Origin of the sequence: Streptomyces sp. NPDC002476 (assembly GCF_042889785.1) — a bacterium.
GTDB lineage: Bacteria > Actinomycetota > Actinomycetes > Streptomycetales > Streptomycetaceae > Streptomyces.
In genome coordinates this window covers 54354-75901 of sequence record NZ_JBIARH010000012.1, presented here as the reverse complement: position 1 = coordinate 75901, position 21548 = coordinate 54354, and the positions used below count along the sequence as shown (strand labels likewise).

Here is a 21548-nt window from a genome sequence, read left to right as displayed (position 1 = left end):
CCCCACACCGCCCCCCCCCCGCGGCTCCCCCCCCCCCCACCGCCCCCGCCCCCCCCCCCGGGCCCCCCCCCCGCGGCGCCCCCCCCCCCGGGGGCCCCCCCCCCGGCCCCCCCCCCCCCGACAGGCTCCAAGGGGAGACCGCCGCACGTGACCGGACCCGGCCCCGTGCGCCCAACAGGGGGAAAGATGCACTTTTCGTACGGAACCACCCGCGTTCGGACACTCGCCGCCGAGACGTCCGGCCCTCACTTCCACGAGTACCGCACGGGCTTCCACGAGCACCGCACGGGCCAGTCCGGCAACATCTGGGGTCCGTGACCCCGTGGCCGCGAAGCAGACCCCGTACCCGGACACGCGAACCCCGCACCCGGACGTGGCGCGAGCCGCACGTCCGGACACGACGGAAACCCTGCACCTGAATCTGCTCGGGCCGGTGGAGGCCCACCGTGGCACCACCCCGCTCAACCTCGGCGGCGCCAAACCCCGCACGGTCCTGGCGGCCCTGCTGATGGCCCGCGGCCGGGTCGTCGCCGACACCGAGCTCACCGCACTGCTGTGGGGCGACCGCCCGCCCGCCACCTGCACCGCCCAGATCCACACGTACGCCTCCCGGGTGCGCCGACTGCTCGGCTCCGGCATCGGCGTGGAGCGCCGCCGCCCCGGCTACCTCATCCGGCTGCCGGAGCACGGCGTCCACGTCGACCTGCTCGCCTTCCAGGAGCGGGCGGCGCGCGGTGCCGCCGCGCTCGCCGCGGGTGACGCGCGGACCGCGGCCGACACCCTGCGCGACGCCCTCGCCTGCTGGCGGGGCGAGGCGCTGGGCGGCGTCTGCGACCCACTCGTCGTCGCCGGGCGCGACCGGTTGGAGGAGGAGCGACTGGTCGCCCTCGAACGGCGTATGGACGCCGACCTGGAACTGGGGCGGCACGGCGAACTGATCCCCGAGCTCATCGCCGAGATCGCCTCCCACCCGCTGCGCGAGGGGCTGCGCGCGAAGCTGATGACCGCGCTGTACCGGGCGGGCCGGCAGGCCGACGCGCTCGCCGCCTACCGGGCCGCGCGCGCCACGCTCGCCGAGGAGCTGGGACTGGACCCCTGCGCCGAACTCCAGCGACTGCACCAGGCCCTGCTCACCGGCCATCCGTCCCTGCTCCAGCCACGCCCCGTCCCCACTGCCGCCGTCCCCATCGCCGCCGTACCGGCCGCCGCCCCCGCGCCCGCCCCGCTTCCCGTGCCCGCCGAACTGCCGCCCGCACCCGTCCGCTTCACCGGCCGCGACCAGGAGGTGCTGCGGCTGAGCACGGCCCTGAGCGACCACCGCCCGCGCGGCGGCGAACCGGCCGTGCACGTCGTGACCGGCATGATCGGCGTCGGCAAGACGGCCGTGGTGCTCCGGACCGCGCACCGGGTCCGGCACCGCTACCCGGACGGTCAGATCCACCTCGACCTCCGCGGCTCCGGCCCGGACCCGCTCGACCCGGCGGACGCGCTCGCCGAGCTGCTGCGGCTGCTCGGCGTGGCCCCCGACCGGATTCCGGCCGGTTCCGACGACCGGGTACGGGCCTATCGCACCCGGATCGCGGACCGGCGGCTGCTGCTCGTCCTCGACGACGCGGCCGACGAGCGCCGGCTGCGCCCGCTGCTGCCGGTGACCGAAGGCTGCGCGGCCCTGATCACGAGCCGCCGTGCGCTGCCCGCCCTCGACGGCGTGGGCCGGATCGCGCTGCGCCCGCTGCCCGCGGCGGACGCCCGCGGGCTGTTCGACGCGCTGGCGGGCCCGGCCCGTACCGCGGCCGAACCCCGGGCGGCCGATGCCGTCGTCGAGGCGTGCGCGGGGCTGCCGCTGGCGCTGCGCATCGCCGGTCTGCGGGCCGCCGCCCGGCCGCTGCGTCCGCTGGCGACGCTCGCCCGGCGGCTGACCGCACCGCACCGGGCCCTGGACGAACTCACCCTGGGCGACCTGTCGGTGAGGGAGAGCCTGATGGGCGGGTACCGCAGACTCGCCCCGCCGGGCCGACGCACCCTGCGGTTCCTGTCGGCGCTGGGCCCGCACCCCGTACCGCCGGAGACCGCCGCCCGCGCGCTCGGTGTCGGGCCCGACCGGGCCGAGGACCTCCTCGACGGGCTCGCCGAGGAGCACTGGACCGAGCGGGTCGACCTCGGCGGCGGCCCCGGCCACCGGCTGCACCCGCTGGTCCGGCTGTTCGCCGGGGAGTTGCTGGCCCGCGAGGAGGGCTGCGTACCGCTGCCCCTGCCGGTACGGTCCGGCGCCGGCGTCCCGCTGTCGCCGCCCGTGCGGTCCGCGGCCGGACCCGTGCTCCCGGTGGGGGCGGCGGCCGGACCCCTGCCGCCGGTACGGTGCGCGGTCGGCGTCCCGCTCCCGCTGTCGCTGGGACCGGCCCCGGTCCGCGTCCGCGCCGGTCGGGCGAACTGACCCGTACGGCGAGGACCCGGGCAGCGCCCGCACCCATCGGGCGAGCCCGACCGGCGCGGGCCCGTGTCGGCCCTGCGGGCCCGCACCGGCCGTGCCGACCCGGGCAGACCCGTGTCGCCCCCGCGCGGGCCCGAGTCGAGCGGAGTCGGCCCGGGGCCGGTCGGAGCAGCGGCGCGGGCCGGCCGTGAGGGCCGCCGCCCGCCGCTCGTACGACTCGCCCCGCGGCACACCGCCGCCGGTTTCCACCTGGCGGCACCGACGGAGATGAGGCACAGTCCGCACATGCCCGCACCTTCTGGATTCAGTTACGAGACCCGCGCCGACGGCACGGTCGTCATCAACCACCGCGGCCGCAAGGCCACCACCCTGCGCGGCCCCCGCGCCGCGCAGTTCGTCGCCGAGATCGAATCCGGGGACGAACAGGCCGTCATGGCCCGCTGGACCGGCTCCTACAAATTCGGCAACGAACGCACCGCCCGCAACCATCCGAGAAACCAACGGCGCCGTGGCTGACACGCGCGCCGCCCGAAGGACACCTGCCATCCATGACTGACACCACGACCCTCTCTCCCGCACCCCGCCGGATCGCCGTGTTCGGCGCGGGCTACATCGGCCTGGTGACCGGGGCCTGCTTCGCCGAACTCGGTCACCGGGTGGTGGTCCGCGACATCCAGCCGGAGCGCATCGACCTGCTGCGCTCCGGAGACGTCCCGTTCTTCGAACCGGGCCTCGGCGACCTGATCATCCGGAACAAGGAACGGCTGTCGTTCACCCTCGACGCGGACGAGGCCGTACGGGACGCCGAAGCGGTGTTCGTCTGCGTCGACACCCCGCCCACGGCGTCCGGCGACGCCGACCTCTCCCGGGTGTGGGCCGTCGTCGAGGCGCTGAAGAACACCGCGTCGCACCTGGTCGCGATCGTGGTGAAGAGCACGGTGCCGGTCGGCACCGGCAGCCGGGTGCGGGCCGCCCTCGACGAGGCGGGCCTGAGCGGCGTCGGCTACGCCTCGAACCCCGAGTTCACCGCCGAGGGAAGCGCGGTCGCCGACTTCCTGCACCCCGACCGGGTGGTGATCGGAGCCTTCGACGAGGCCACCGCCCACTGGGTGGAGAGGCTCTACACCGGCATCGAAGGACCGGTCGACATCATGGACGTCGCGTCCGCCGAGATGGTGAAGCTCGCGTCCAACGCGCTGCTCGCCACGAAGATCACCTTCATCAACGAGATCGCGACCGTGTGCGAGGCGACCGGGGCGGACATCACGCAGGTGGCCCGCGCGGTCGGCCGCGACCACCGGCTCGGGCCGCACTTCCTCAACGCCGGTCTCGGCTACGGGGGTTCGTGCTTCCCGAAGGACTCCCGGGCGCTGCGGGCGATGGCCAGCAACTCCGGCTACCCCTTCCAGCTCCTCAACGCCGTCATCGAGGTCAACGAGCTCCAGCCCAGGCGCGCCATCCAGCGCCTGAAGTCCGAACTGGGCGGGCTGCGGGGGCGCCGCGTCGCCCTCCTCGGCCTGACGTTCAAGCCCGGTACGGACGACATGCGCGAGGCCCCCAGCACCGTCATCGCCTCCCGCCTCCTGGCCGAGGGCGCCGAGGTGACCTGCTGGGACCCGATGGCCCGCCCCGGCGAGGCCGAGCCCTGGATCTCGACGACCCGTCACCAGGACGTGAAGGATGCCGTATCGGACGCCGACGCGGCCGTACTCGTCACCGAATGGCCCGAACTGGCCGACATCGACTGGCATGCCGCGGCCCGCCGCATGCGCGCCCCGCTGATCCTGGACGGCCGCAACCTGCTGGATCCCGAGGCACTGCTGGACGCGGGCTTCACGTACATGAGCGTGGGCCGGGCGACGCGGTACGGCGGAGCCACCCGGTAGGGCCCGTGGCCCCGTCCCGTCCCCACCCCACCCGGTAGGGCCGTGGGGTGGGCCGGCCGTCACTTTCCCGCGAGCGCGAGATCGGCGCACATCGCCTGGACGACCAGCGAGAGGCCGTCCGCTTCCGTGAGTGGCTGCCACAGGCCGGACGGGACCACGGACCCCTCCTCGTATGCCGGGTCCTGCTTCGTCGCACGAACCGTGGCCGTCTCGCACCGCTCACGCAGGGCGTCCAGGTCGTTGAACGCGATGTGCAGGGGCACGTGGTCCTCCTGGGTCAGTCGTCTCCGATGGTGATGCCGAGTTCGTTCACGAGGGCCTGGGCAAGGTCCGTCTGCTGACCGGGGTCGATGCGGACCTTGGCCAGGTGGGCCACGCCTCGGATCTGCGAGAGGTCGTTGCCGCGGAGGTCGGTGTCCCGGTACCGTCCGCCGCCGAACTCGGTCAGCTTGAGTCCGCAGTCCGAGAACACGGCGTCGGACAGGTCGCAGTCGGTGAACGTGACCTCGGTGAAGGCACAGCCGGCGAAGGCGACGGGGCCGGTGGCACGCACCTTCTCGAAGCCGGCGTAGTCGAAACGGCAATTCTCGAACAGCACGTCGTCCAGGACCACGCCGTCCAGCGCGGCGCCCATGAGCTTGCAGTCGCGGAAATGGACCCGGGTGAGCTTGCTCTCGCTCCAGCGGACCGAGCCCAGATCACTGCCGGTGATCTCGACGCCGTGGAGGTTCAGCGCGCCGAACTCGATTTGCTTCGCACGGACGTCGCTGACCCTGCCCGTGATGAGCCGGATTCCGGTGAGGGCCAGCGAGCGCAGGTCCACGTCCCCGTACACGAAGTCCTGCACGGTACCGCGGGGGCTGTCCAGCGTCTCGACCACGGACAGGTACAAGCCGGGCTCATCGAGGTCGGGAGTGGTCACGGTGATGCGGCCGAAGGTACGGCTGGCCATGGTGCTCCTTCACGTGGTGCCGGGGCGGCCAGTTGTCGTTGGTGGGCCGCCCCGTCCGGTCTACTTGTTCTTCCAGTTGTCCCAAGTGGGACGGTTGTCGAACACGGGCGTGGGGTTGTCCCAGGTCGGCCGGTTGTCGAACGTGCCGGCGAGGGACTGGGGGTGCGTGACCTCCGAGGCGGGGCGGTTGTCCCGGTCGGCGTTGGTCCAGGCGTTCTCCCGGTGAGCGAGGGCAGTGATGCCCGCGGCGTCCAGGAGGGACGTGAATCCCGGGGCCGAGTCCATCACGAGCGCGGTGGCGTCAGGGGCGATGTTCATGGACATGTCGCGTGACTCCTTCGAGTAGGGCGATCTTGGCGGTTGTGCAGTACTGGGTCCTGGTGCCGTCGAACCGGCCGTCGTGCTCGAAGTACCGGTTGGCCGCATGGGCGCCTCCACAGAACGCGAAGGTGGGGCAGGTGGCACGGCAGGCGTCCACGCCGTTCCAGAACTCGCTGATCCAGGGGGTGCGGTCTTCGGCCTCGGCCACGAGGGCATCCAGGCCAGTGTGGAGCACGTTGCCTGTGGTGAAGTCACCGAAGCGACTGTCGTTGAACCCGGCCAGCTCCGGGGAGAGCATGATCACACCGCCGTCGTAGGCGACGGTGGGCAGCGGGTCCCAAGGGGCCGAGGTCGGCGTCGGGGCCGTGACGTGGCTGCCCAGGACAGCGCCGGCAAAGTTGAGCACGCGGTCCACCTCGCGCAGGCGGACGACCGGGTTCGCCCGCCAGGCATCCGCGAGGGCGGTCCAGAATTCCGCTGCTCGTACGGGGTCGGCGTCCTTGGCGCCCAGGTTGACGCCTTCCTCCTCCTCGACGTTGACGCCGAGGGTGGTCACGCCCAGGTCGGCGAAGAATGCGTAGAAGCGGCCTGCCGCGTCCGGGTCCGGGTCGGAGACGACCGCGATGGCGGAGAGCGGTATCCCGTGGCGGTGCAAGCGCTCCATGCCGCGCATGATGACGCGGAATCCTGGGCGTCCGGCGAGGGTGAGGCGATGGGTGTTCATGTCCTCGGGTCCGTCGATGCTGACGCCCACGTGGACCTGGTGTTCCAGCAGGAACTCGCACCATGCGTCATCGATCAGGGCCGCGTTGGTCTGCACGGAGTGCTTCACGTCCTCGAACGGCGCCATGAGCGCGGCCAGATGTTCGCGTCCGGCCGCGAGCGGCTCCCCGCCATGCCACACGACCTCGAACCTCGGGTTCGCCGCGGCCCACTCGTTGACGGGGCCGGCGACGGCCTTGGCGACCTCCACCGGCATGAGGTGCTTCATCTTGCGGAACGGCAGGTAGCAGTACGTGCAGTCCATGGGCAGGCACTGCGTGGTCGGCTGCATGATCACCGAACCGGGGACGCGGGCGAGTCGCGTATGCATCATGCTCCTCTCGGTGTCGGGCATCGGGTGCGGGCGATGTTGTCGGCCGCCGTGCTCCTCTCCGGCTGGGTGTGCAGCGGGCCGCAGGTATGCCAGGGAACGGCCCTACGGCCCGCTGCGAGGGAGGCACTGCCCGAAGTCGTCGTTGCTTCGAGGTGCGTTGACCACCTTGGCGGCCCCGGAATCCCGAGGCCACTGTGGCGTCCTATAGGGGCGCCCTATATTTCGGGGATGGAGCCGGAGCCGAACGTGTGGGCACACCCTGAACTGCGCGCCGCCGTGGCCGCGGAGGATTGGCCGATGCTGTTGAAGAGGTGGCGAAAGCTGACGTGCAGCAGCCAGAGCAAGCTCGGAGCTCTCGTGGGCCTGGCGCAGTCGGACATCTCCGCGATCGAGAACCGGCGGCGCGAGGTGACATCCGTCGAGGTGCGCCAGCGGATCACTCACGGCCTTGGTGTACCCCTTGAACTGCTGGGCACCCAGCACGAGGAGCTTCCCCTTCCCTCACTCGTGCTGCCCGGTGTCGTGTCGGAGACGGACGCGGAGAGGCTGATCGCCGTAAAGAAGGGCGGCCTGCGCTTGGACACCGCCTTTCTGGACGCGATGGACGCCTTACTGGCCGCGCATCGCCGGGCGGAGGACACCGTGGGCTCACGCACGATCGCCCCGCTCGTGACTGCTCAGTTCGAGGAAGTGGCCGCCCTCTACTACCAGGCCCGGGGGCCGTTGGCAGACCGCGTGGTCAAGCTGCTGGCCGAGTACGCGCAGTTCCTCGCTTGGATGGCTCAGGACCAGGACAACGCTCCGGTGGCACTGGGATGGTTCGACCGGTCGTATGACTGGGCGCTGGAATCCGGGTACGGCGACATGGCGGCCACCACCATGAGCATGAAGGCGCACCTGGCGTGGTCTCAGGGCAAGGGTCGACGCTGTGTCCGACTGGGTGAAGCGGCGGCGTCAACGGCGGGAGCGAGCGAAGCAACGAGGGCCATGGCAGTCCAGATGGCCGGACGCGGGCACGCGCTCGAAGGCGATGCCGATGACGCGTACCGCAGATTGGACGAGGCACAGCAGATCATCGCAGCCGCCACGGACGCCCCGCCCTCGCTGTACTTCTACGGCGAGTCATGGTTCGCCGCGCAGCGCGGTATGGCCGACCTGCACCTCAAGGAATGGTCGAGCGCGGCCGAGAACCTGGTGACAGGACTGGCCGGCTTCGCTCCGTCCTTCCGCAGGGACCGCGCCTGGTACGGGTCCTGCCTGGCCCACGCATACGCAGGCGCAGGAGAGGCGGAGGCCGCTCTGGAGACCTCCCTGAGCGTGATCAACGACGCCTCCGAGATTGGCCGCCCTCACGCGTGGGAGGAACTGCACAGAGTGGCGGGGGTGCTGATGCGCCGCAGGGCCCCCGAGGGCCGGGCACTGTTCGATGCCTTGGCGGCGCTGGACTGATCCCGCACGCGGTGCTCCGCACCTGTGCCCACGCACGTCAACTCCAGCCCCCTCGGATGGTTGTGTGGCTGGTGCGTGCCCTAATTCCTGACGGCGGCCTGGGACAACCGGCTATGGGCCGCGTACGAGCCGGTAGTCCGCATCGGCCTCCGGCGGGGTGAGGTGCTGGGGCTCTGTTGGTCGAACATGATCTCCACGAGTCCGTGTGCGACCAGTGGGCCACGGGTGCCCACGACCGCCCCTTGGTCGTCACCCTCCCGCGAGCGCGAGGTCGGCCCAGACGGTCTTGCGCGGAAAGGGCCCCTCCCGCACGCCCCACCGGAGCGAGAGCGCCTCGACGATCAACAGCCCACGCCCCGCCACGGATGCGTCGTCCGGCTCCGTCACCCGGGGCATCACGTCCCCGCGGGCATCGGTGACCTCGATACGGAGCGTGTCCCCGTCGACGGTCAACGAGATGCGGAAGTCCCTGCCCGGAACGTGACCGTGCAGCGCGGCGTTGGACGCCAACTCGGCGACGACCTGCCCGGCGTCCTCCAGCGGCAACCCCCAGGAACGGAGCTGTTCGGTCGCGAGAAGCCGGGCGAGCCGGGCGCCCCGACGGGTGGCGGAGAGCTGCACGGCGAACTTGCCGTCCCGTACACGCGGTTGGGTGATTTCTCGATTCACGTCACTCAGCGTGGCCGAAGCTGCCTACGCTGAAAAGCGATGACATGGGTACGGACGGTGACTGTCCAACGGTGGTACGGGGCTGTCCATCCAGTACGGCGCCGGGCGCGGAGCAGCGCGGGCACGGAGCGAAGGCAGGGGGTCGTATGACGGACGAGGACAGGGACGACGGCGGCATCGAGGGCATGGGGTTCCTCACGGCGGACGGGACGGACGACGCCGACCAGTGCGTCGACCTGGAGGACGACTCGGGCGCGGTGATCGCGGCGGTGGGCCGACAGATCCGCCTCTGGCGGGAGTCGGCGGGCCTGCGGGCGAAGGACCTGGGCGACGCGATCGGTTACGGGGAGAACCAGGTCTACAAGGTGGAGGGCGGCAAACGCATCCCGAAGCCGGAGTTCCTGGACAGGGCGGACCAAGTCCTGGGCGCGGGCGGCAAGATCGCCGCGATGAAGAAGGACCTGAGGGAGGCGCGGTACCCGAAGAAGGTCCGAGGGTTGGCGAACCTGGAGAGGGCGGCGGTCGAGTTCGGGGCGTACGACAACCACAACTTGAACGGCCTGCTGCAGACTGAGGAGTACGCGCGAGCGCTCTACGAGATGCGCCGTCCGTCGTTCAGCCGGGATGAGATCGAGCGGTACGTCGCGGGACGGATGGGTCGACAGGAGATTTTCGAACGGCAGCCTCCGACCATGTTGACCTTCGTGCAGGAAGAGGTCACGGTCAGGCGCCCTCTCGGAGGCAGGGGCGTGGCGCGACGTCAGCTCGAACACCTGCTGGAGATCGGTCGCTTGAGGAACGTCGAGATCCAGGTGATGCCGACTGACCGGGAGGACCATGCGGGCATGGGTGGTCAGTTCCAACTGCTGAAGTTCGGCGATGGTGCGGCGTTGGCACACTGGGAAGGTCAGTTGTTCAACCGCTTGGTCTCCGACCCGAAGCAGGTCCGGATCATCGAGTTGCGGTACGGAATCATCCGGGCACAGGCTCTCACTCCGCGAGAGTCACTGGCCTTCATCGAGAAAGTACTGGGAGAGACATGATCCGCAAGAGTTCAGCCGGGCACGGCTCCACCTTGGCGTGGACCAAGAGCAGTTACAGCAGCAACGACGGACCTGCGTGTGTCGAGATCGCTGTTACCTCTGGTGCGGTGCGGGTCCGCGACTCGAAGGACGTGCGAGGCCCGCACCTCGGGTTCGGGCCGGACGCCTGGGCGGACTTCGTGGCGTACGCGTCCGCGCACTGACCGTCGCGGTCCGTTCCACCCGTACCACCCTGCCTCGCCCCGACTGTCGGCGAGGCGGGGTGGTCCGCTTTATCGGGGAGCCTGGGGTGGCGAGGGCCGGGGGTCCCGGATTCACGGGCTGCTTGAGGGGGTGCTGCGTGGCGACGACGTAGACGCTGCCCCAGTGGCGCTTCGGATTGGCCATGGTGAGGCCGAACGTCCGGGGCAGGGCGCTCCGCGCCTTCTGGGCTCAAGCCCGCCGGACAGCGGTCACGAACAGTGTGTCCGCGCTGCGCGGAGCGTTGGTTGTCGACGGCAGCCTGTCGACGCTGGTCTGGGTGAAACCGGACTCGTCCAGCACCTTCGTCCAAGTCTGCTCCTGGAGCACCCAGCGACGCATCGTGGTCGCTTCCCCGTCCGGGGTCCTTGCCGGGACGTCGGCGGGTACGACATCAGGTTCCGCAGGTGCGCCGCCCAGGTAGTGGGCGAGCGTGGAGAACAGCAGCCGGCCGCCAGGGCGCAGTGCGGCGGCCACGGACGGAAGCAGTTCGGACGGGTCGGTGAAGTCGACCGCGCCGAAGACGCTGTACAGCACGTCGTACGTGTCGGCCATTGTCTGCACATGCTTCGCGACATCGGATCGGACGATGCGCAGGCGCGGTGCGAGGTGGCCGAACAGGTCGATGGCCATGGCGTATTGCGTGGGTGAGGCGTCGACAGCATCGACTCGGGCGGGGGCGTGATGGGTGGCGAGATGGGCGGCATGCCTGGCAGCTCCGGCGCCGAGGTCTCCGACGACCTTGCCCGTCAGGTCGCCCAGGACCTCGGGGCCGGGGCCGCCGTTTTGACTCCAGAGCCAGGAAAAGGTGCGGGGGACGGCGCGGTCATACTCGGCGCGGGTGCGGCCGTAGTGGTGCCAGAGATCTGTGGTGGTGGTCGTCACCCGCCTCATCCTGGCGGGTGTGGCCCGGCGCCGGGCCGGCTCCGGGAAATCTCACCCACGCCTGAGCCGGGCCCCGGCCAGAATCGGCGCGAGGCCCGGCTCACCGCTCGGCCCGGTGTGAGTCAGTGCGAGTCGTTGCCGGGGTGACAGGGGCCGCCGCGGACCGGGCTGCCGAGGCGGCTGCGGCGCGCGGGACGCGTGAGGTGCGGTTCCCGCCCGTCTCGACGACGAACTCCCCACGCACGCACCGCTGTTCCCACGGTGGCCGGAAAACCGTATGCGGTGCGGGGGATCGGTTGAAACGCTGAAGTCATGAACCCTCAGCGCGATCACGATCACGGTCCCGACTTCGCCGCCACGCCGTCCCCCTCCACCGACTCCACCGAACTCCCGGGCGCGGACCGGATCACCACACCTCCCACCGCCGACCTCGTGCGCGGCGCGTTCGAGCTGGAGCGCACCGAGCACGGGGTGCTGCCGCACCGGCTGCCCGCGTGGGCCCGGGCGCAGGGGGGCGGGCAGTTGGCGATGGTCGAGGCGCAGCCGTCCGGCGTACGGCTGGTGTTCCGCACCCGGGCCACCGCCGTCGAGCTGGACACGCTCCGAACCAGGCCGGTCTACCAGGGCGCCGCGCCCCGATTGGACGGGGTCTACGACCTGGTCGTCGACGGGCGTCTCGTGGCGCAGGCCAGTACGACCGGTGGCAACGTCCTGGTGGCGGACCTGGTCAACGGGCCGGTGGAGACCAGGCCGGGACCGGTTGGCACCGTCAGCTTCCCGCCGCTGCCGGAGGGAGAGAAGCGGGTCGAGATCTGGCTGCCGCACAACGAGATCACCGAGCTGGTCGCGCTGCGCACCGATGCGCCGGTCGAGGCCGTGCCGACGGACGGTCGCCGGGTGTGGCTGCATCACGGGAGCTCGATCAGCCATGGGTCGGACGCGGCGAGCCCCACCGCGACCTGGCCGGCCAGGGCCGCGTCCCTCGGTGACGTGGAACTGGTCAACCTCGGGCTGGGCGGCAGCGCCCTGCTGGACGCCTTCACCGCCCGCACCATGCGCGACACCGCCGCCGACCTGATCAGCGTCAAGATCGGCATCAACCTGGTCAACACCGACCTGATGCGGCTGCGCGCCTTCACATCGGCGGTGCACGGCTTCCTCGACACCATCCGCGAGGGGCATCCCACCACCCCGCTGCTGGTGGTCTCGCCCCTGCTCTGTCCCATCCACGAGGACATTCCCGGCCCCAGCCTCCCGGACTTCGACGGAGGACGGCTCAGCGTCCGGGCCGGGGGCGATCCCGCCGAACGGGCGGCGGGGAAGCTGACGCTCAACATCATCCGGGACGAACTGGCCCGCATCGTGGCTCAGCGTGCGGCCGACGACCCGCACCTGCACTACCTCGACGGCCGCGAACTGTACGGCGAGGCGGACTTCGCGGAACTGCCGCTGCCCGACCGGTTGCACCCGGACGCCGCCACGCACCGCCGTATCGGTGAACGCTTCGCGACCCTGGCCTTCGGTTCCGGTGGGGTGTTCGCCGCCGGGCGGTGACCGGGGCCTGTCGGACCTCCGATGCGGTGACCAGGCTCGCTCGTACGGTTGTCTCTCCAGCGGCCGTCGCCCGACCAGGGGTCTCGCGGCTCGCCGTGCGCGGGGCCACCAGCCGGTCGGTGAAGACCAGCTGATGCCGGGCACCGGTCCCCCGCAGCGCTTCCTCGCTCCACCATGCGCAAGGCCGCTGCTGCCTGACACACCAACTGCACCACCAACCGCCGCGGGCGGGCGCCGAACAAGACGCCCGCACCGTTCGCATCGAATGCCACGGTTACGTACCGCGGCAGATCAGCCGCCGCAGCCGGTCGTAAATGACATCCAGTCGATGACCCAGCCGTCCGACTCCTTGTTCCACTCGAAGCCGCCCAGGTTCCAGTCGTAACTTCCGGCAGGCTTCTCGTAGCAGCCGGCCAGGTTGGCCTTGCCGTTGGTGTACTCCACCTTCCCGTAGATCGGGATGTCCTTGCCTTCTGGAAGCGGGGTGAGCTTCTTCTCCTGCACGTAATAGGTGACTGCGTCCTCGCAGAGCGGCGATCTCCCCTCAGATCTCAGGCCAAGTGCCGTGTAGAACGATCGCAGGAGCCGATCTTGCGCCGAGGGAGTGGAATCGGCCAGCCGGCACACGGCCGCGCTGTCTCCCGCGTACAGCCCCCGAACGAAGGCCCGGTAGGACTCCTCCGGACTTTGGGGAGGCTTCGGGGCTTCGGCAACAACATCTCCGTCCATGGGCCCCTCTCCGGCCCCGGCGGGGAACGTACCCGAAGTGTTGTCTCCCCCGCAGCCGACCAGCAGCAGACATGCCACCGTCGGCAGCAAAGTGGTTCTCCAGACTCGCCCGCTCACAGTGAAATCTCCAGCCTGGGGGCTAGTGCCGTGACCGGCGACGTTTGCCCCGTCGCGCCACCTGGCACGCGCGCTCGCGGCGTTGGCCAAAAGCCCACGTAGCCCGCTACGAGGGCTTCCGGCCGCCTTGCGATCGCACGCACCAGGCGCCGCTCCTTCCGGGCAAACATTGCCGGGCACGGCACTAGCCCTCGAATATGTTGCGTTGATCCAGTTGGTCATATGTATCTTCAAAGGCGAGGACGGCCTCAGCGGGCCGGCTCGGGATCCGGCGCATCATCCGGAGCGGAAATCGGGCCCGGGTCCTCGGTGTCGGTGTCGAACGGCGGCGCCTTTTCGGTCCACTTCATGGACGTGATCGTCGTGTAGCTTTGCCGCTCGCCCTTGCGCATACCGTCACCGTCCCGGGTGGCGACCGTCTCGGTGCCGAGCGGCATGCCCGTGGCCTTGTCGAAGATCAGGCGAATTTCGACGGGCCCGTAGGGGCTGGGGAGGGCGACGGCGTAGCCGGTGCGGCCGGTGTGGTCCTTGACGTCGCCGAGGGAGCGCACGCCGGGTTCGGCGGCGAGGAGGCGGTAGGCGGCGGCGCGCAGGGCCGGGGTGGACGGGAGGGTCGTGGCGAGTTGGATGGCTGTGTCGACGACGATCCGGTCGAGGATTTCCTTGGGGCCGTTGTAATCCTTGTCGACCAGGGCGAACAGGCGCTTGCGGAGGGCCTGTTCCTCGGTGGGGAGCGTGGCCAGGACGCGGAGGGGGAGGTCGCCCATCTTGAAGGTGTCCCCGGTTCCGCCGGGGGCGTCGCGCTGGATCTCGCCCTTGCCGGCGTAGGTGAAGGTCTCACCGCCCTCCACGTTCCACGACGTGGGGGAACCGTCCGCCTTCCACGCCGCCTCGTCGGCCTTCGTGGCCGGACGGGCCCCCAGGTCCAGGGACTGCGACCACCGCTTGTTCTTGGCTGCGGCCGCCCAGTACCGGTGCTCGGTGCGGTCGTCGATGGTGTAGTTCTTGCCGGGGACCTTGTGGAAGGAACCGAGGTGTTCCTCCACGTACCAGTACGTGCCGGAACCGGCCGGTTGCTGTTCGACGTGGGAGGCGGCAGCGAGAAGGATCTGGCTGCCGGAGCCCGATGTCGCGGAGGGGGCGGGTCCTGGCTTCTGCGGCACGGCGTCGGTGATCACCACAGCTGCCACCGCCGTCGCGGTGGCCAGGGCGAGAGCCGGGACGAGAGAGCGGCCCGCCCTCCGCGGCCGGGCGGTGGTGCGAGCCGTGCGCGTCGCACGGGGACGGGCCGTGAACGTGGCGAGCTCCTCTTCCCGGACCGGCGACGGCGTGGGGCGGTCGGGGTCGAGGTGGGCGGGGCGGGCGGCTGTCAGACGGTGCAGGATGTCGTTCTTCACCGGGCTTCCTTTCCTACGGCGATCCGGACTCGGGTGGACACACGCCGCACGGCTGCGGCCTCCTCCATGGGCGGGGAGGCCGACGCGGCCTGGGTGAGACGTTTGCGCGCCCGGTGCAGACGGACCCGCAGGGTGAGGGGCGAGCAGCCGACCACCGCGGCCGCCTGTGCCGGGGTCAGGCCCTGCCACGCGGAGAGGATCAGCAGTTCCCGGTCGTCCTCCGGCAGCGTGGCCAGCGCCTTGAGCAGCGCGCTTCGCTCGGACACCTCCTCGGCGATGTCCGCCTCGACGGGTTCCGTCCAGGAGCGCAGTTCGGCGGCGAACGACGCGCGCCTGGCCTCCGCCCGGATGCTGTCCCGCAGGATGTTGCGGGCGACCCCGAGCAGCCATGGCAGCGGCGGCTCGGGGACGTCGCCCAGCTTGCGCCAGGCCACGGTGAACGTCTCGTTCACCACCTCGTCGGCGACCTGTCGTCCCGCACGGCTGACCACATAGGCCCACACGCGTTGTCGACAGCCGTCGTAGATGGCGGTGAAACGATCCGCGTCGTTGTCGGGCACTGCCGCACCTCCTGTCCCTCCTGGTGTGCTCTGTCGATGAGTAGTGGGCCGAACGGGGCGATCGTTACAGCGGCATGTCGGAAAACACGCCCGTGGGACGAGGCGTACATCACATCGGGAGCCGCAACGGTGCCGCGCAGGGCGCAACGGTCGGAGGGGTGGTGGTGCCGCGGGTGGTGCAGGTGACGTGGAGGACAGGCGAGGCCCTCGTCCATGAGCTCGGCGACCCGGCGCTGAACGTCGGCGCGGGCCAGGGGGACCCGGCACCGGGCGGAGGGAGCGCTCGACATGCACGCGGGCCATGCACGGGCCCCACCCGTGCAGGCGAGCACAACACCGTGCACGCGTCAGCCGTGGACCCGAACGGGCCAAGGGCGCGGGACCGCGGGCCTTCGGGACCCGCCCCCGGGGTCCCGCGTCCGCCCGGCCCGGTTCCCGTGAAGCGTTCCCTGCCACCCTCCCCGGCTTCTGCGACGATTCGGGATAAAGGGGATGGGTGACGCAGAAGGCAATGAGGCGCAGGGCGCAGGGAAGGGAACGGTATGTGCGGGATCATCGGATACGTCGGTGGGCAGTCGGCGCAGGACGTCGTCGTCGCGGGGCTGAAGCGTCTTGAATACCGGGGCTACGACTCGGCGGGCATCGCCGTGCTCGTGGACGGCGGGCTGGCCGCGGCGAAGCGGGCGGGCAAGCTCGTCAACCTGGAGAAGGCCCTGGCCGAGGCACCTCTCCCGGCCGGCACCACCGGGATCGGGCACACCCGCTGGGCCACCCACGGAGCGCCCACCGACGTGAACGCGCACCCGCACCTGGACAACGCGGGCCGCGTCGCGGTCGTGCACAACGGGATCATCGAGAACTTCGCCCGGCTGCGCGCCGAACTCGCCGAGCGCGGCCACGACCTGGTGTCCGAGACCGACACCGAGGTCGTCGCCCACCTCCTGGCCGAGGAGTTCTCGTCCTGCGCGGACCTGGCGGAGGCGATGCGGCAGGTGTGCCGACGGCTGGAGGGTGCGTTCACCCTCGTCGCCGTGCACGCGGACGTGCCGGACACGGTGGTCGGGGCCCGGCGCAACTCGCCGCTCGTCGTGGGGGTGGGGGCGGACGAGGCGTTCCTGGCCTCCGACGTGGCCGCGTTCATCGCGCACACCCGCTCCGCGATCGAGCTGGGGCAGGACCAGGTGGTGGAGCTGCGCCGGGAGGGCGTCACCGTCACCGATCTCGACGGCAGGCCCGCGACCGTCCGCGAGTACCACGTGGACTGGGACGTGTCCGCCGCCGAGAAGGGCGGCCATGCCTCCTTCATGCTCAAGGAGATCGCCGAACAGCCCCGGGCCGTGGCCGACACGCTCCTCGGGCGGATCGACGGCGCGGGCGCCCTCCGCCTCGACGAGGTACGGATCGCGCCCCACGAGCTGCGGGAGGTCGACAAGGTCGTGGTCGTCGCCTGCGGCACCGCGTTCCACGCCGGGATGATCGCCAAGTACGCCATCGAGCACTGGACCCGGATCCCCTGCGAGACCGAGCTGGCCAGCGAGTTCCGCTACCGCGACCCGATCCTCGACCACCGCACCCTCGTCGTCGCGATCTCCCAGTCCGGCGAGACCATGGACACCCTGATGGCCGTACGCCACGCCCGCGAACAGGGCGCGAAGGTTCTGGCCATCTGCAACACGAACGGCTCCACCATCCCCCGCGAGTCCGATGCCGTGCTCTACACGCACGCCGGACCCGAGGTCGCCGTCGCCTCCACGAAGGCGTTCCTCACCCAGCTCGTCGCGTGCTACCTCGTCGCCCTCTACCTGGGGCAGAACTGCGGCACCAAGTGGGGCGACGAGATCCGTACCGTGATCCGTCAGCTCTCCGAGATGTCCGGGGCGGTCGCCCGCGTCCTGGGGACCATGGAACCGGTCCGGGCGCTCGCCCGGTCCCTAGCCGACCACGACACCGTCCTCTTCCTGGGCCGTCACGTCGGCTACCCGGTCGCCCTCGAAGGCGCGCTCAAGCTCAAGGAACTCGCCTACATGCACGCCGAGGGCTTCGCCGCGGGCGAGCTCAAGCACGGGCCGATCGCGCTCGTCGAGGACGGTCTGCCGGTCGTCGTGGTCGTGCCCTCGCCCCGCGGCCGGTCGGTGCTGCACGACAAGATCGTGTCGAACATCCAGGAGATCCGGGCCCGTGGCGCCCGCACCGTCGTCATCGCCGAGGAGGGCGACGAATCGGTCGTTCCCTACGCCGACCACCTCATCCGGATCCCGGCAACGCCTACGCTGCTTCAGCCGCTGGTCTCGACCGTGCCGTTGCAGGTCTTCGCCTGCGAACTCGCGACGGCCCGCGGCAACGATGTGGACCAGCCGCGCAATCTGGCGAAGTCCGTGACCGTGGAGTAGCGCGCCGGCCCGCCGGCGGGCGTGCACGCCAGCGAGCGAGTAGTGAGTGATGAGGGAACGCCTGTGATCATCGGGGTGGGGATCGACGTGGCCGAGATCGAACGGTTCGACGCGGCGCTGCAGCGCACGCCGCACCTGGCCGACCGGCTCTTCCTGGAACGGGAACGGCTGCTGCCCAGCGGCGAGCGGCGCGGCATCGCCTCGCTCGCCGCGAGGTTCGCCGCCAAGGAGGCCATCGCCAAGGCGCTCGGCGCGCCGGCCGGACTGCTGTGGACGGATGCCGAGGTCTATGTCGAGGACAGCGGGCAGCCCCGGCTGCGGGTCCGCGGCACGGTCGCCGCGCGCGCCGCCGAGCTGGGCGTACGGCACTGGCACGTGTCGCTCAGTCACGACGCGGGAGTGGCGTCGGCCGTGGTGATCGCGGAGGGTTGAGCCATGCGTACCGCCTACAGCGTGGAGACCGTACGGGCCGCCGAGCGCGCCCTGATGGACCGACTGCCCGAGGGCGCCCTGATGCAGCGCGCCGCGGCGGGGCTCGCGGCGGCCTGCGCCGACGTGCTGCGACGGCGCGGACGGGTGTACGGGGCGCGGGTCGTCCTGCTCGTCGGCAGCGGCGACAACGGGGGCGACGCGTTGTACGCGGGCGCACGGCTGGCCCGCCGGGGCGCCGGGGTGCGCGCCGTGCTCACCTCGCCGGGCCGCGCCCACGCGGGCGGAGCCGCCGCACTGCTCGCGGCGGGCGGACGCGTGGTGGAGCCGGGCACGGCACCGGGCGAGGACACGGGACCGGGCGGCCCGCTGACGGCCGCCGCCTGGGGCGGGCACATCGACCTCGTCGTGGACGGGATCACCGGCATCGGCGGACGCGGCGGTCTGCGACCGGACGCCGCCGCACTGGTCCGGGCCTTCACGGCGACCGGCGCGGCCGTCGTCGCCGTCGACCTGCCCAGCGGGGTCGAGGCCGACACCGGCGAGGTGCTCGGCGACGCCGTGCGCGCCGACGCGACCGTGACCTTCGGCACGTACAAGCGGGGTCTCCTCATCGACCCGGCCGCCGAACGCGCGGGCGCGCTGCACCTCGTCGACATCGGGCTCGGGCCCGAACTGCCGGACGTGCCCGATCTGGAGGCGTTGCAGTACGCGGACCTCGCCGCGCTGCTGCCGGTGCCCGCGAGCGAGAGCGACAAGTACCGGCGGGGCGTCGTCGGGATCGTCGCGGGTTCGGCCCGGTACCCGGGGGCCGCGGTGCTGGCCGTCTCGGGGGCGCTGCGCGGCGGCGCCGGCGCGGTGCGGTACGTCGGTCCGGGCGGCGACGCGGTGATCGCCCGTCACCCGGAGACCCTGGTCCACGCGGGCCCGCCGTCGAAGGCGGGGCAGGTGCAGGCGTGGGTGGTGGGGCCCGGCCTCGGTGACGGCGCGGAGGCCGCCGAGGCGGTCCGCGACGTGCTGGCGGCGGACGTCCCGGTGCTCGTCGACGCGGACGGGCTGCGGCTGCTCGACCGCGACGCCGTGCGGGCGCGCACCGCGCCGACCGTCCTCACCCCGCACGCGGGCGAGGCCGCCGCCCTGCTCGGCGTCCCCCGGGAGGAGGTGGAGGCCGGCCGGCTCGCCGCCGTACGGGAACTGGCCGGGCGTCACCGCGCCACGGTCCTGCTGAAGGGGTCGACGACCCTGGTCGCCACCGCCGACCGGAACGTCCCCGTACGGGTCAACCCGACCGGCACCTCCTGGCTGGCCACGGCCGGCAGCGGCGACGTCCTCTCCGGGCTGACCGGCTCCCTGCTGGCGGCGGGCCTCGTCCCGCGCGACGCCGCGTCCGCCGGTGCCTACCTGCACGGTCTCGCCGCGCGGTACGCCGCCGACGGTTCGCCGGTCGCCGCCCAGGACGTCGCGGGGGCGATTCCGGCGGCGTGGCGGGACGTACGGGCCTGAGTGATCCTGGGCACAGGCCACGGCGGGTCCCGGGCACGGGCCACGACGGCGGCACAGGGCGTGACGGGGCGCGCGGGCACGGGGCGACGCGCGTCGACAGGAGGGCCGGCCATGGGCAGGAGCAGTGACGGCAGCAGCAGCGGCGGCGTACGCGTACGCCGGGTGTACGACCCGCCGGAGGGCGGCGACGGCACCCGCGTCCTCGTCGACCGGCTCTGGCCGCGCGGCGTGGCCAGGGACCGGGCCGGGATCGACAAGTGGCTCAAGGACGTCACTCCGTCGGAGGAACTGCGCTCCTGGTACCACGAGGACCGCACGGGCGCCCGTTACGACGGCTTCGTCGACCGCTACCGGGCCGAACTGGCCGACCCCGTCCACATGGCGGCCGTCGGCGAACTGGTGGACCTGGTCCGCGAGGGCGGCCCGGTGACCCTGGTCACGGCGGTCAAGGACGTACCGCACAGCCATGTCCCGGTGCTCGTCGACCATCTGGAGCACGAGCTGCGCCACCACTGAGACGGGCTCCCCGGCGGACCGGACGGCCCGGGACCGGCCAGGGCCGGGCCGGTCCCGCGCCCCTTCCGGCCGTGCACGGAAAAGGCACATCACGTGCCTCTGAGAGACTGGGGCACGATGAACGAGACAGCGTCCTTGAGAGCCCGAGCCGAGATCGACCTCGCCGCACTGCGTGCGAACGTGCGCGAACTGCGCGCGCGGGTGGGCGGGGCGCACCTCATGGCGGTCGTGAAAGCGGACGCCTACGGGCACGGGGCCGTGCCCTGCGCCCGGGCCGCGCTGGAGGCCGGGGCGACCTGGCTGGGCACCGCGACACCGCGCGAGGCGCTGGAACTGCGGGCCGCCGGGCTCGGCGGCCGGGTGATGTGCTGGCTGTGGACACCGGGCGGGCCCTGGCGCGAGGCGATCGAGGCCGACATCGACGTGTCGGTGAGCGGGATGTGGGCGCTGCGCGAGGTCGTCGCCGCGGCCGAGGAGGCCGGCGTTCCGGCCCGGGTCCAGCTCAAGGCCGACACCGGGCTCGGCCGCAACGGCTGCCAGCCCGCCGACTGGTCCGAACTGGTCTCCGCGGCCCGCGCCGCCGAGGAGGCCGGCACCCTCCGGGTCACCGGCCTCTGGTCCCACTTCGCCTGCGCCGACGAACCCGGCCACCCCTCCATCGCCCGGCAGCTGAACGCGTTCCGGGACATGGTCGCGTACGCGGAGAAGGAGGGGATCGACCCCGAGGTCCGGCACATCGCCAACTCCCCGGCGACGCTGACCCTCCCCGAGACCCACTTCGATCTCGTACGGCCCGGGATCGCGATGTACGGCCTCTCGCCCAGCCCCGAACTGGGCACCCCGGCCGACTTCGGGCTGCGCCCCGTCATGACGCTCGCCGCGACGGTCGCCCTGGTCAAGCACGCGCCGGCCGGCCACGGGATCAGCTACGGGCACCTCTACACGACCTCGCGGGAGACCACCCTGGGCCTGGTGCCGCTCGGCTACGCGGACGGCATCCCGCGCCACGCCTCCGGCCACGGGCCCGTTCTGGTGGGCGGTGTACAGCGGCGGATCGCGGGCAGGGTGGCCATGGACCAGTTCGTCGTCGACCTCGACGGGGACATGGTCGAGGTGGGCGACGAGGCCGTGCTCTTCGGCCCGGGGGACCGCGGCGAGCCGACCGCCGAGGACTGGGCCCGGGCCGCCGACACGATCGCGTACGAGATCGTCACCCGGATCGGGTCCCGGGTGCCCCGGGTCCACCTGCAGGGGACCGCGGCCGGGTCCTGACCGGCCGAGCGCCCCCGACCGGGCGCGATCCGACCACGACCGGAACGGTCCGGCGGCCCGGAGCGGTCGGTCCGGTCCGCTCCGGAGCCGACGGGCGACCCGCACGACG

The 21548-nt window shown here is 71.9% G+C and carries 22 protein-coding genes; 13 read left to right on the top strand and 9 right to left on the bottom strand.

From position 1 onward, the window contains the following. Positions 1–186: 186 nt before the first annotated feature. The 4 genes from ACFYXM_RS16595 (at position 187) to ACFYXM_RS16580 (ending at position 4317) form a co-directional block, all read left to right on the top strand. A complete protein-coding gene (locus ACFYXM_RS16595; protein WP_389289922.1) occupies positions 187–318 on the top strand; it encodes a hypothetical protein in 132 nt (43 codons plus the stop codon). 4 nt (positions 319–322) lie between these two features. After that, on the top strand, positions 323–2434 hold the full coding sequence (locus ACFYXM_RS16590; RefSeq protein WP_389289920.1) for a BTAD domain-containing putative transcriptional regulator: 2112 nt from the start codon (positions 323–325) through the stop codon (positions 2432–2434). A 282-nt stretch (positions 2435–2716) separates the two neighbouring features. Further along, on the top strand, positions 2717–2947 hold the full coding sequence (locus ACFYXM_RS16585) for a hypothetical protein (protein ID WP_389289919.1): 231 nt from the start codon (positions 2717–2719) through the stop codon (positions 2945–2947). Positions 2948–2979: 32 nt separating this feature from the next. After that, positions 2980–4317 carry a UDP-glucose dehydrogenase family protein gene (locus ACFYXM_RS16580; RefSeq protein WP_389289917.1) on the top strand — a complete coding sequence of 446 codons (1338 nt, stop codon included), beginning with the start codon at positions 2980–2982 and terminating at the stop codon, positions 4315–4317. Positions 4318–4376: 59 nt separating this feature from the next. Here ACFYXM_RS16580 and ACFYXM_RS16575 read toward each other — a convergent pair whose 3' ends face one another. Genes ACFYXM_RS16575 through amcB form a run of 4 tightly spaced genes read right to left on the bottom strand, consistent with a single transcriptional unit; the run spans position 4377 to position 6686 of the window. Next, on the bottom strand, positions 4377–4580 hold the full coding sequence (locus tag ACFYXM_RS16575) for a hypothetical protein (protein WP_389289916.1): 204 nt from the start codon (positions 4578–4580) through the stop codon (positions 4377–4379). Between the two features lie 14 nt (positions 4581–4594). Next, positions 4595–5269 carry a pentapeptide repeat-containing protein gene (locus tag ACFYXM_RS16570; RefSeq protein WP_389289914.1) on the bottom strand — a complete coding sequence of 225 codons (675 nt, stop codon included), beginning with the start codon at positions 5267–5269 and terminating at the stop codon, positions 4595–4597. Positions 5270–5329: 60 nt separating this feature from the next. Further along, entirely contained in the window at positions 5330–5593 is a 264-nt protein-coding gene (amcA, locus tag ACFYXM_RS16565; protein WP_389289912.1) for a multiple cyclophane-containing RiPP AmcA, read from the bottom strand. Then, a complete protein-coding gene (amcB, locus tag ACFYXM_RS16560; RefSeq protein WP_389289911.1) occupies positions 5571–6686 on the bottom strand; it encodes a cyclophane-forming radical SAM peptide maturase AmcB in 1116 nt (371 codons plus the stop codon). The genes amcA and amcB overlap by 23 nt, the downstream gene beginning before the upstream one ends. 228 nt (positions 6687–6914) lie before the next feature. Between amcB and ACFYXM_RS16555 the strand changes: the two genes are divergently transcribed. Continuing rightward, positions 6915–8135, top strand: coding sequence for a helix-turn-helix domain-containing protein (locus tag ACFYXM_RS16555; RefSeq protein WP_389289909.1), 1221 nt, complete (start codon positions 6915–6917; stop codon positions 8133–8135). Positions 8136–8384: 249 nt separating this feature from the next. Here the strand turns inward: ACFYXM_RS16555 and ACFYXM_RS16550 are convergent, their stop codons facing one another. Further along, the gene (locus ACFYXM_RS16550; RefSeq protein WP_389289907.1) at positions 8385–8804 is read right to left on the bottom strand and encodes an ATP-binding protein; all 420 of its coding nucleotides are present in this window, start codon (positions 8802–8804) and stop codon (positions 8385–8387) included. A 185-nt stretch (positions 8805–8989) separates the two neighbouring features. Between ACFYXM_RS16550 and ACFYXM_RS16545 the strand changes: the two genes are divergently transcribed. Then, on the top strand, positions 8990–9847 hold the full coding sequence (locus ACFYXM_RS16545; RefSeq protein WP_389290023.1) for a helix-turn-helix domain-containing protein: 858 nt from the start codon (positions 8990–8992) through the stop codon (positions 9845–9847). After that, entirely contained in the window at positions 9844–10050 is a 207-nt protein-coding gene (locus ACFYXM_RS16540; RefSeq protein WP_389289905.1) for a DUF397 domain-containing protein, read from the top strand. The genes ACFYXM_RS16545 and ACFYXM_RS16540 overlap by 4 nt, the downstream gene beginning before the upstream one ends. A 229-nt stretch (positions 10051–10279) precedes the next feature. On the opposite strand, the gene ACFYXM_RS16535 is transcribed toward ACFYXM_RS16540, so the two are convergent. Continuing rightward, on the bottom strand, positions 10280–10981 hold the full coding sequence (locus ACFYXM_RS16535; protein WP_389289904.1) for a methyltransferase domain-containing protein: 702 nt from the start codon (positions 10979–10981) through the stop codon (positions 10280–10282). A 303-nt stretch (positions 10982–11284) separates the two neighbouring features. Here ACFYXM_RS16535 and ACFYXM_RS16530 point away from each other — a divergent pair, with 303 nt between their 5' ends. Beyond that, positions 11285–12526 (top strand): GDSL-type esterase/lipase family protein, encoded by a 1242-nt coding sequence (locus ACFYXM_RS16530; protein ID WP_389289902.1) that lies wholly within the window; start codon positions 11285–11287, stop codon positions 12524–12526. A gap of 291 nt (positions 12527–12817) precedes the next feature. On the opposite strand, the gene ACFYXM_RS16525 is transcribed toward ACFYXM_RS16530, so the two are convergent. The 3 genes from ACFYXM_RS16525 to ACFYXM_RS16515 form a co-directional block, all read right to left on the bottom strand. After that, on the bottom strand, positions 12818–13030 hold the full coding sequence (locus ACFYXM_RS16525; protein ID WP_389289900.1) for a hypothetical protein: 213 nt from the start codon (positions 13028–13030) through the stop codon (positions 12818–12820). Positions 13031–13620: 590 nt separating this feature from the next. Further along, entirely contained in the window at positions 13621–14769 is a 1149-nt protein-coding gene (locus tag ACFYXM_RS16520; protein WP_389289899.1) for a CU044_5270 family protein, read from the bottom strand. Beyond that, complete coding sequence (locus tag ACFYXM_RS16515) at positions 14766–15329, bottom strand: RNA polymerase sigma factor (RefSeq protein WP_389289897.1); 564 nt, start codon at positions 15327–15329, stop codon at positions 14766–14768. The genes ACFYXM_RS16520 and ACFYXM_RS16515 overlap by 4 nt, the downstream gene beginning before the upstream one ends. A 542-nt stretch (positions 15330–15871) precedes the next feature. Between ACFYXM_RS16515 and glmS the strand changes: the two genes are divergently transcribed. The 5 genes from glmS (at position 15872) to alr (ending at position 21439) form a co-directional block, all read left to right on the top strand. After that, a complete protein-coding gene (gene glmS / locus ACFYXM_RS16510; RefSeq protein ID WP_389289895.1) occupies positions 15872–17719 on the top strand; it encodes a glutamine--fructose-6-phosphate transaminase (isomerizing) in 1848 nt (615 codons plus the stop codon). A 63-nt stretch (positions 17720–17782) separates the two neighbouring features. Beyond that, positions 17783–18151 carry a holo-ACP synthase gene (locus ACFYXM_RS16505; RefSeq protein WP_389289893.1) on the top strand — a complete coding sequence of 123 codons (369 nt, stop codon included), beginning with the start codon at positions 17783–17785 and terminating at the stop codon, positions 18149–18151. Between the two features lie 3 nt (positions 18152–18154). Further along, entirely contained in the window at positions 18155–19651 is a 1497-nt protein-coding gene (locus ACFYXM_RS16500; RefSeq protein ID WP_389289891.1) for an NAD(P)H-hydrate dehydratase, read from the top strand. 111 nt (positions 19652–19762) lie between these two features. Continuing rightward, positions 19763–20167 carry a DUF488 domain-containing protein gene (locus ACFYXM_RS16495; RefSeq protein ID WP_389289890.1) on the top strand — a complete coding sequence of 135 codons (405 nt, stop codon included), beginning with the start codon at positions 19763–19765 and terminating at the stop codon, positions 20165–20167. 117 nt (positions 20168–20284) lie between these two features. Then, positions 20285–21439 (top strand): alanine racemase, encoded by a 1155-nt coding sequence (alr, locus tag ACFYXM_RS16490; protein WP_389289888.1) that lies wholly within the window; start codon positions 20285–20287, stop codon positions 21437–21439. Positions 21440–21548: the final 109 nt, after the last annotated feature.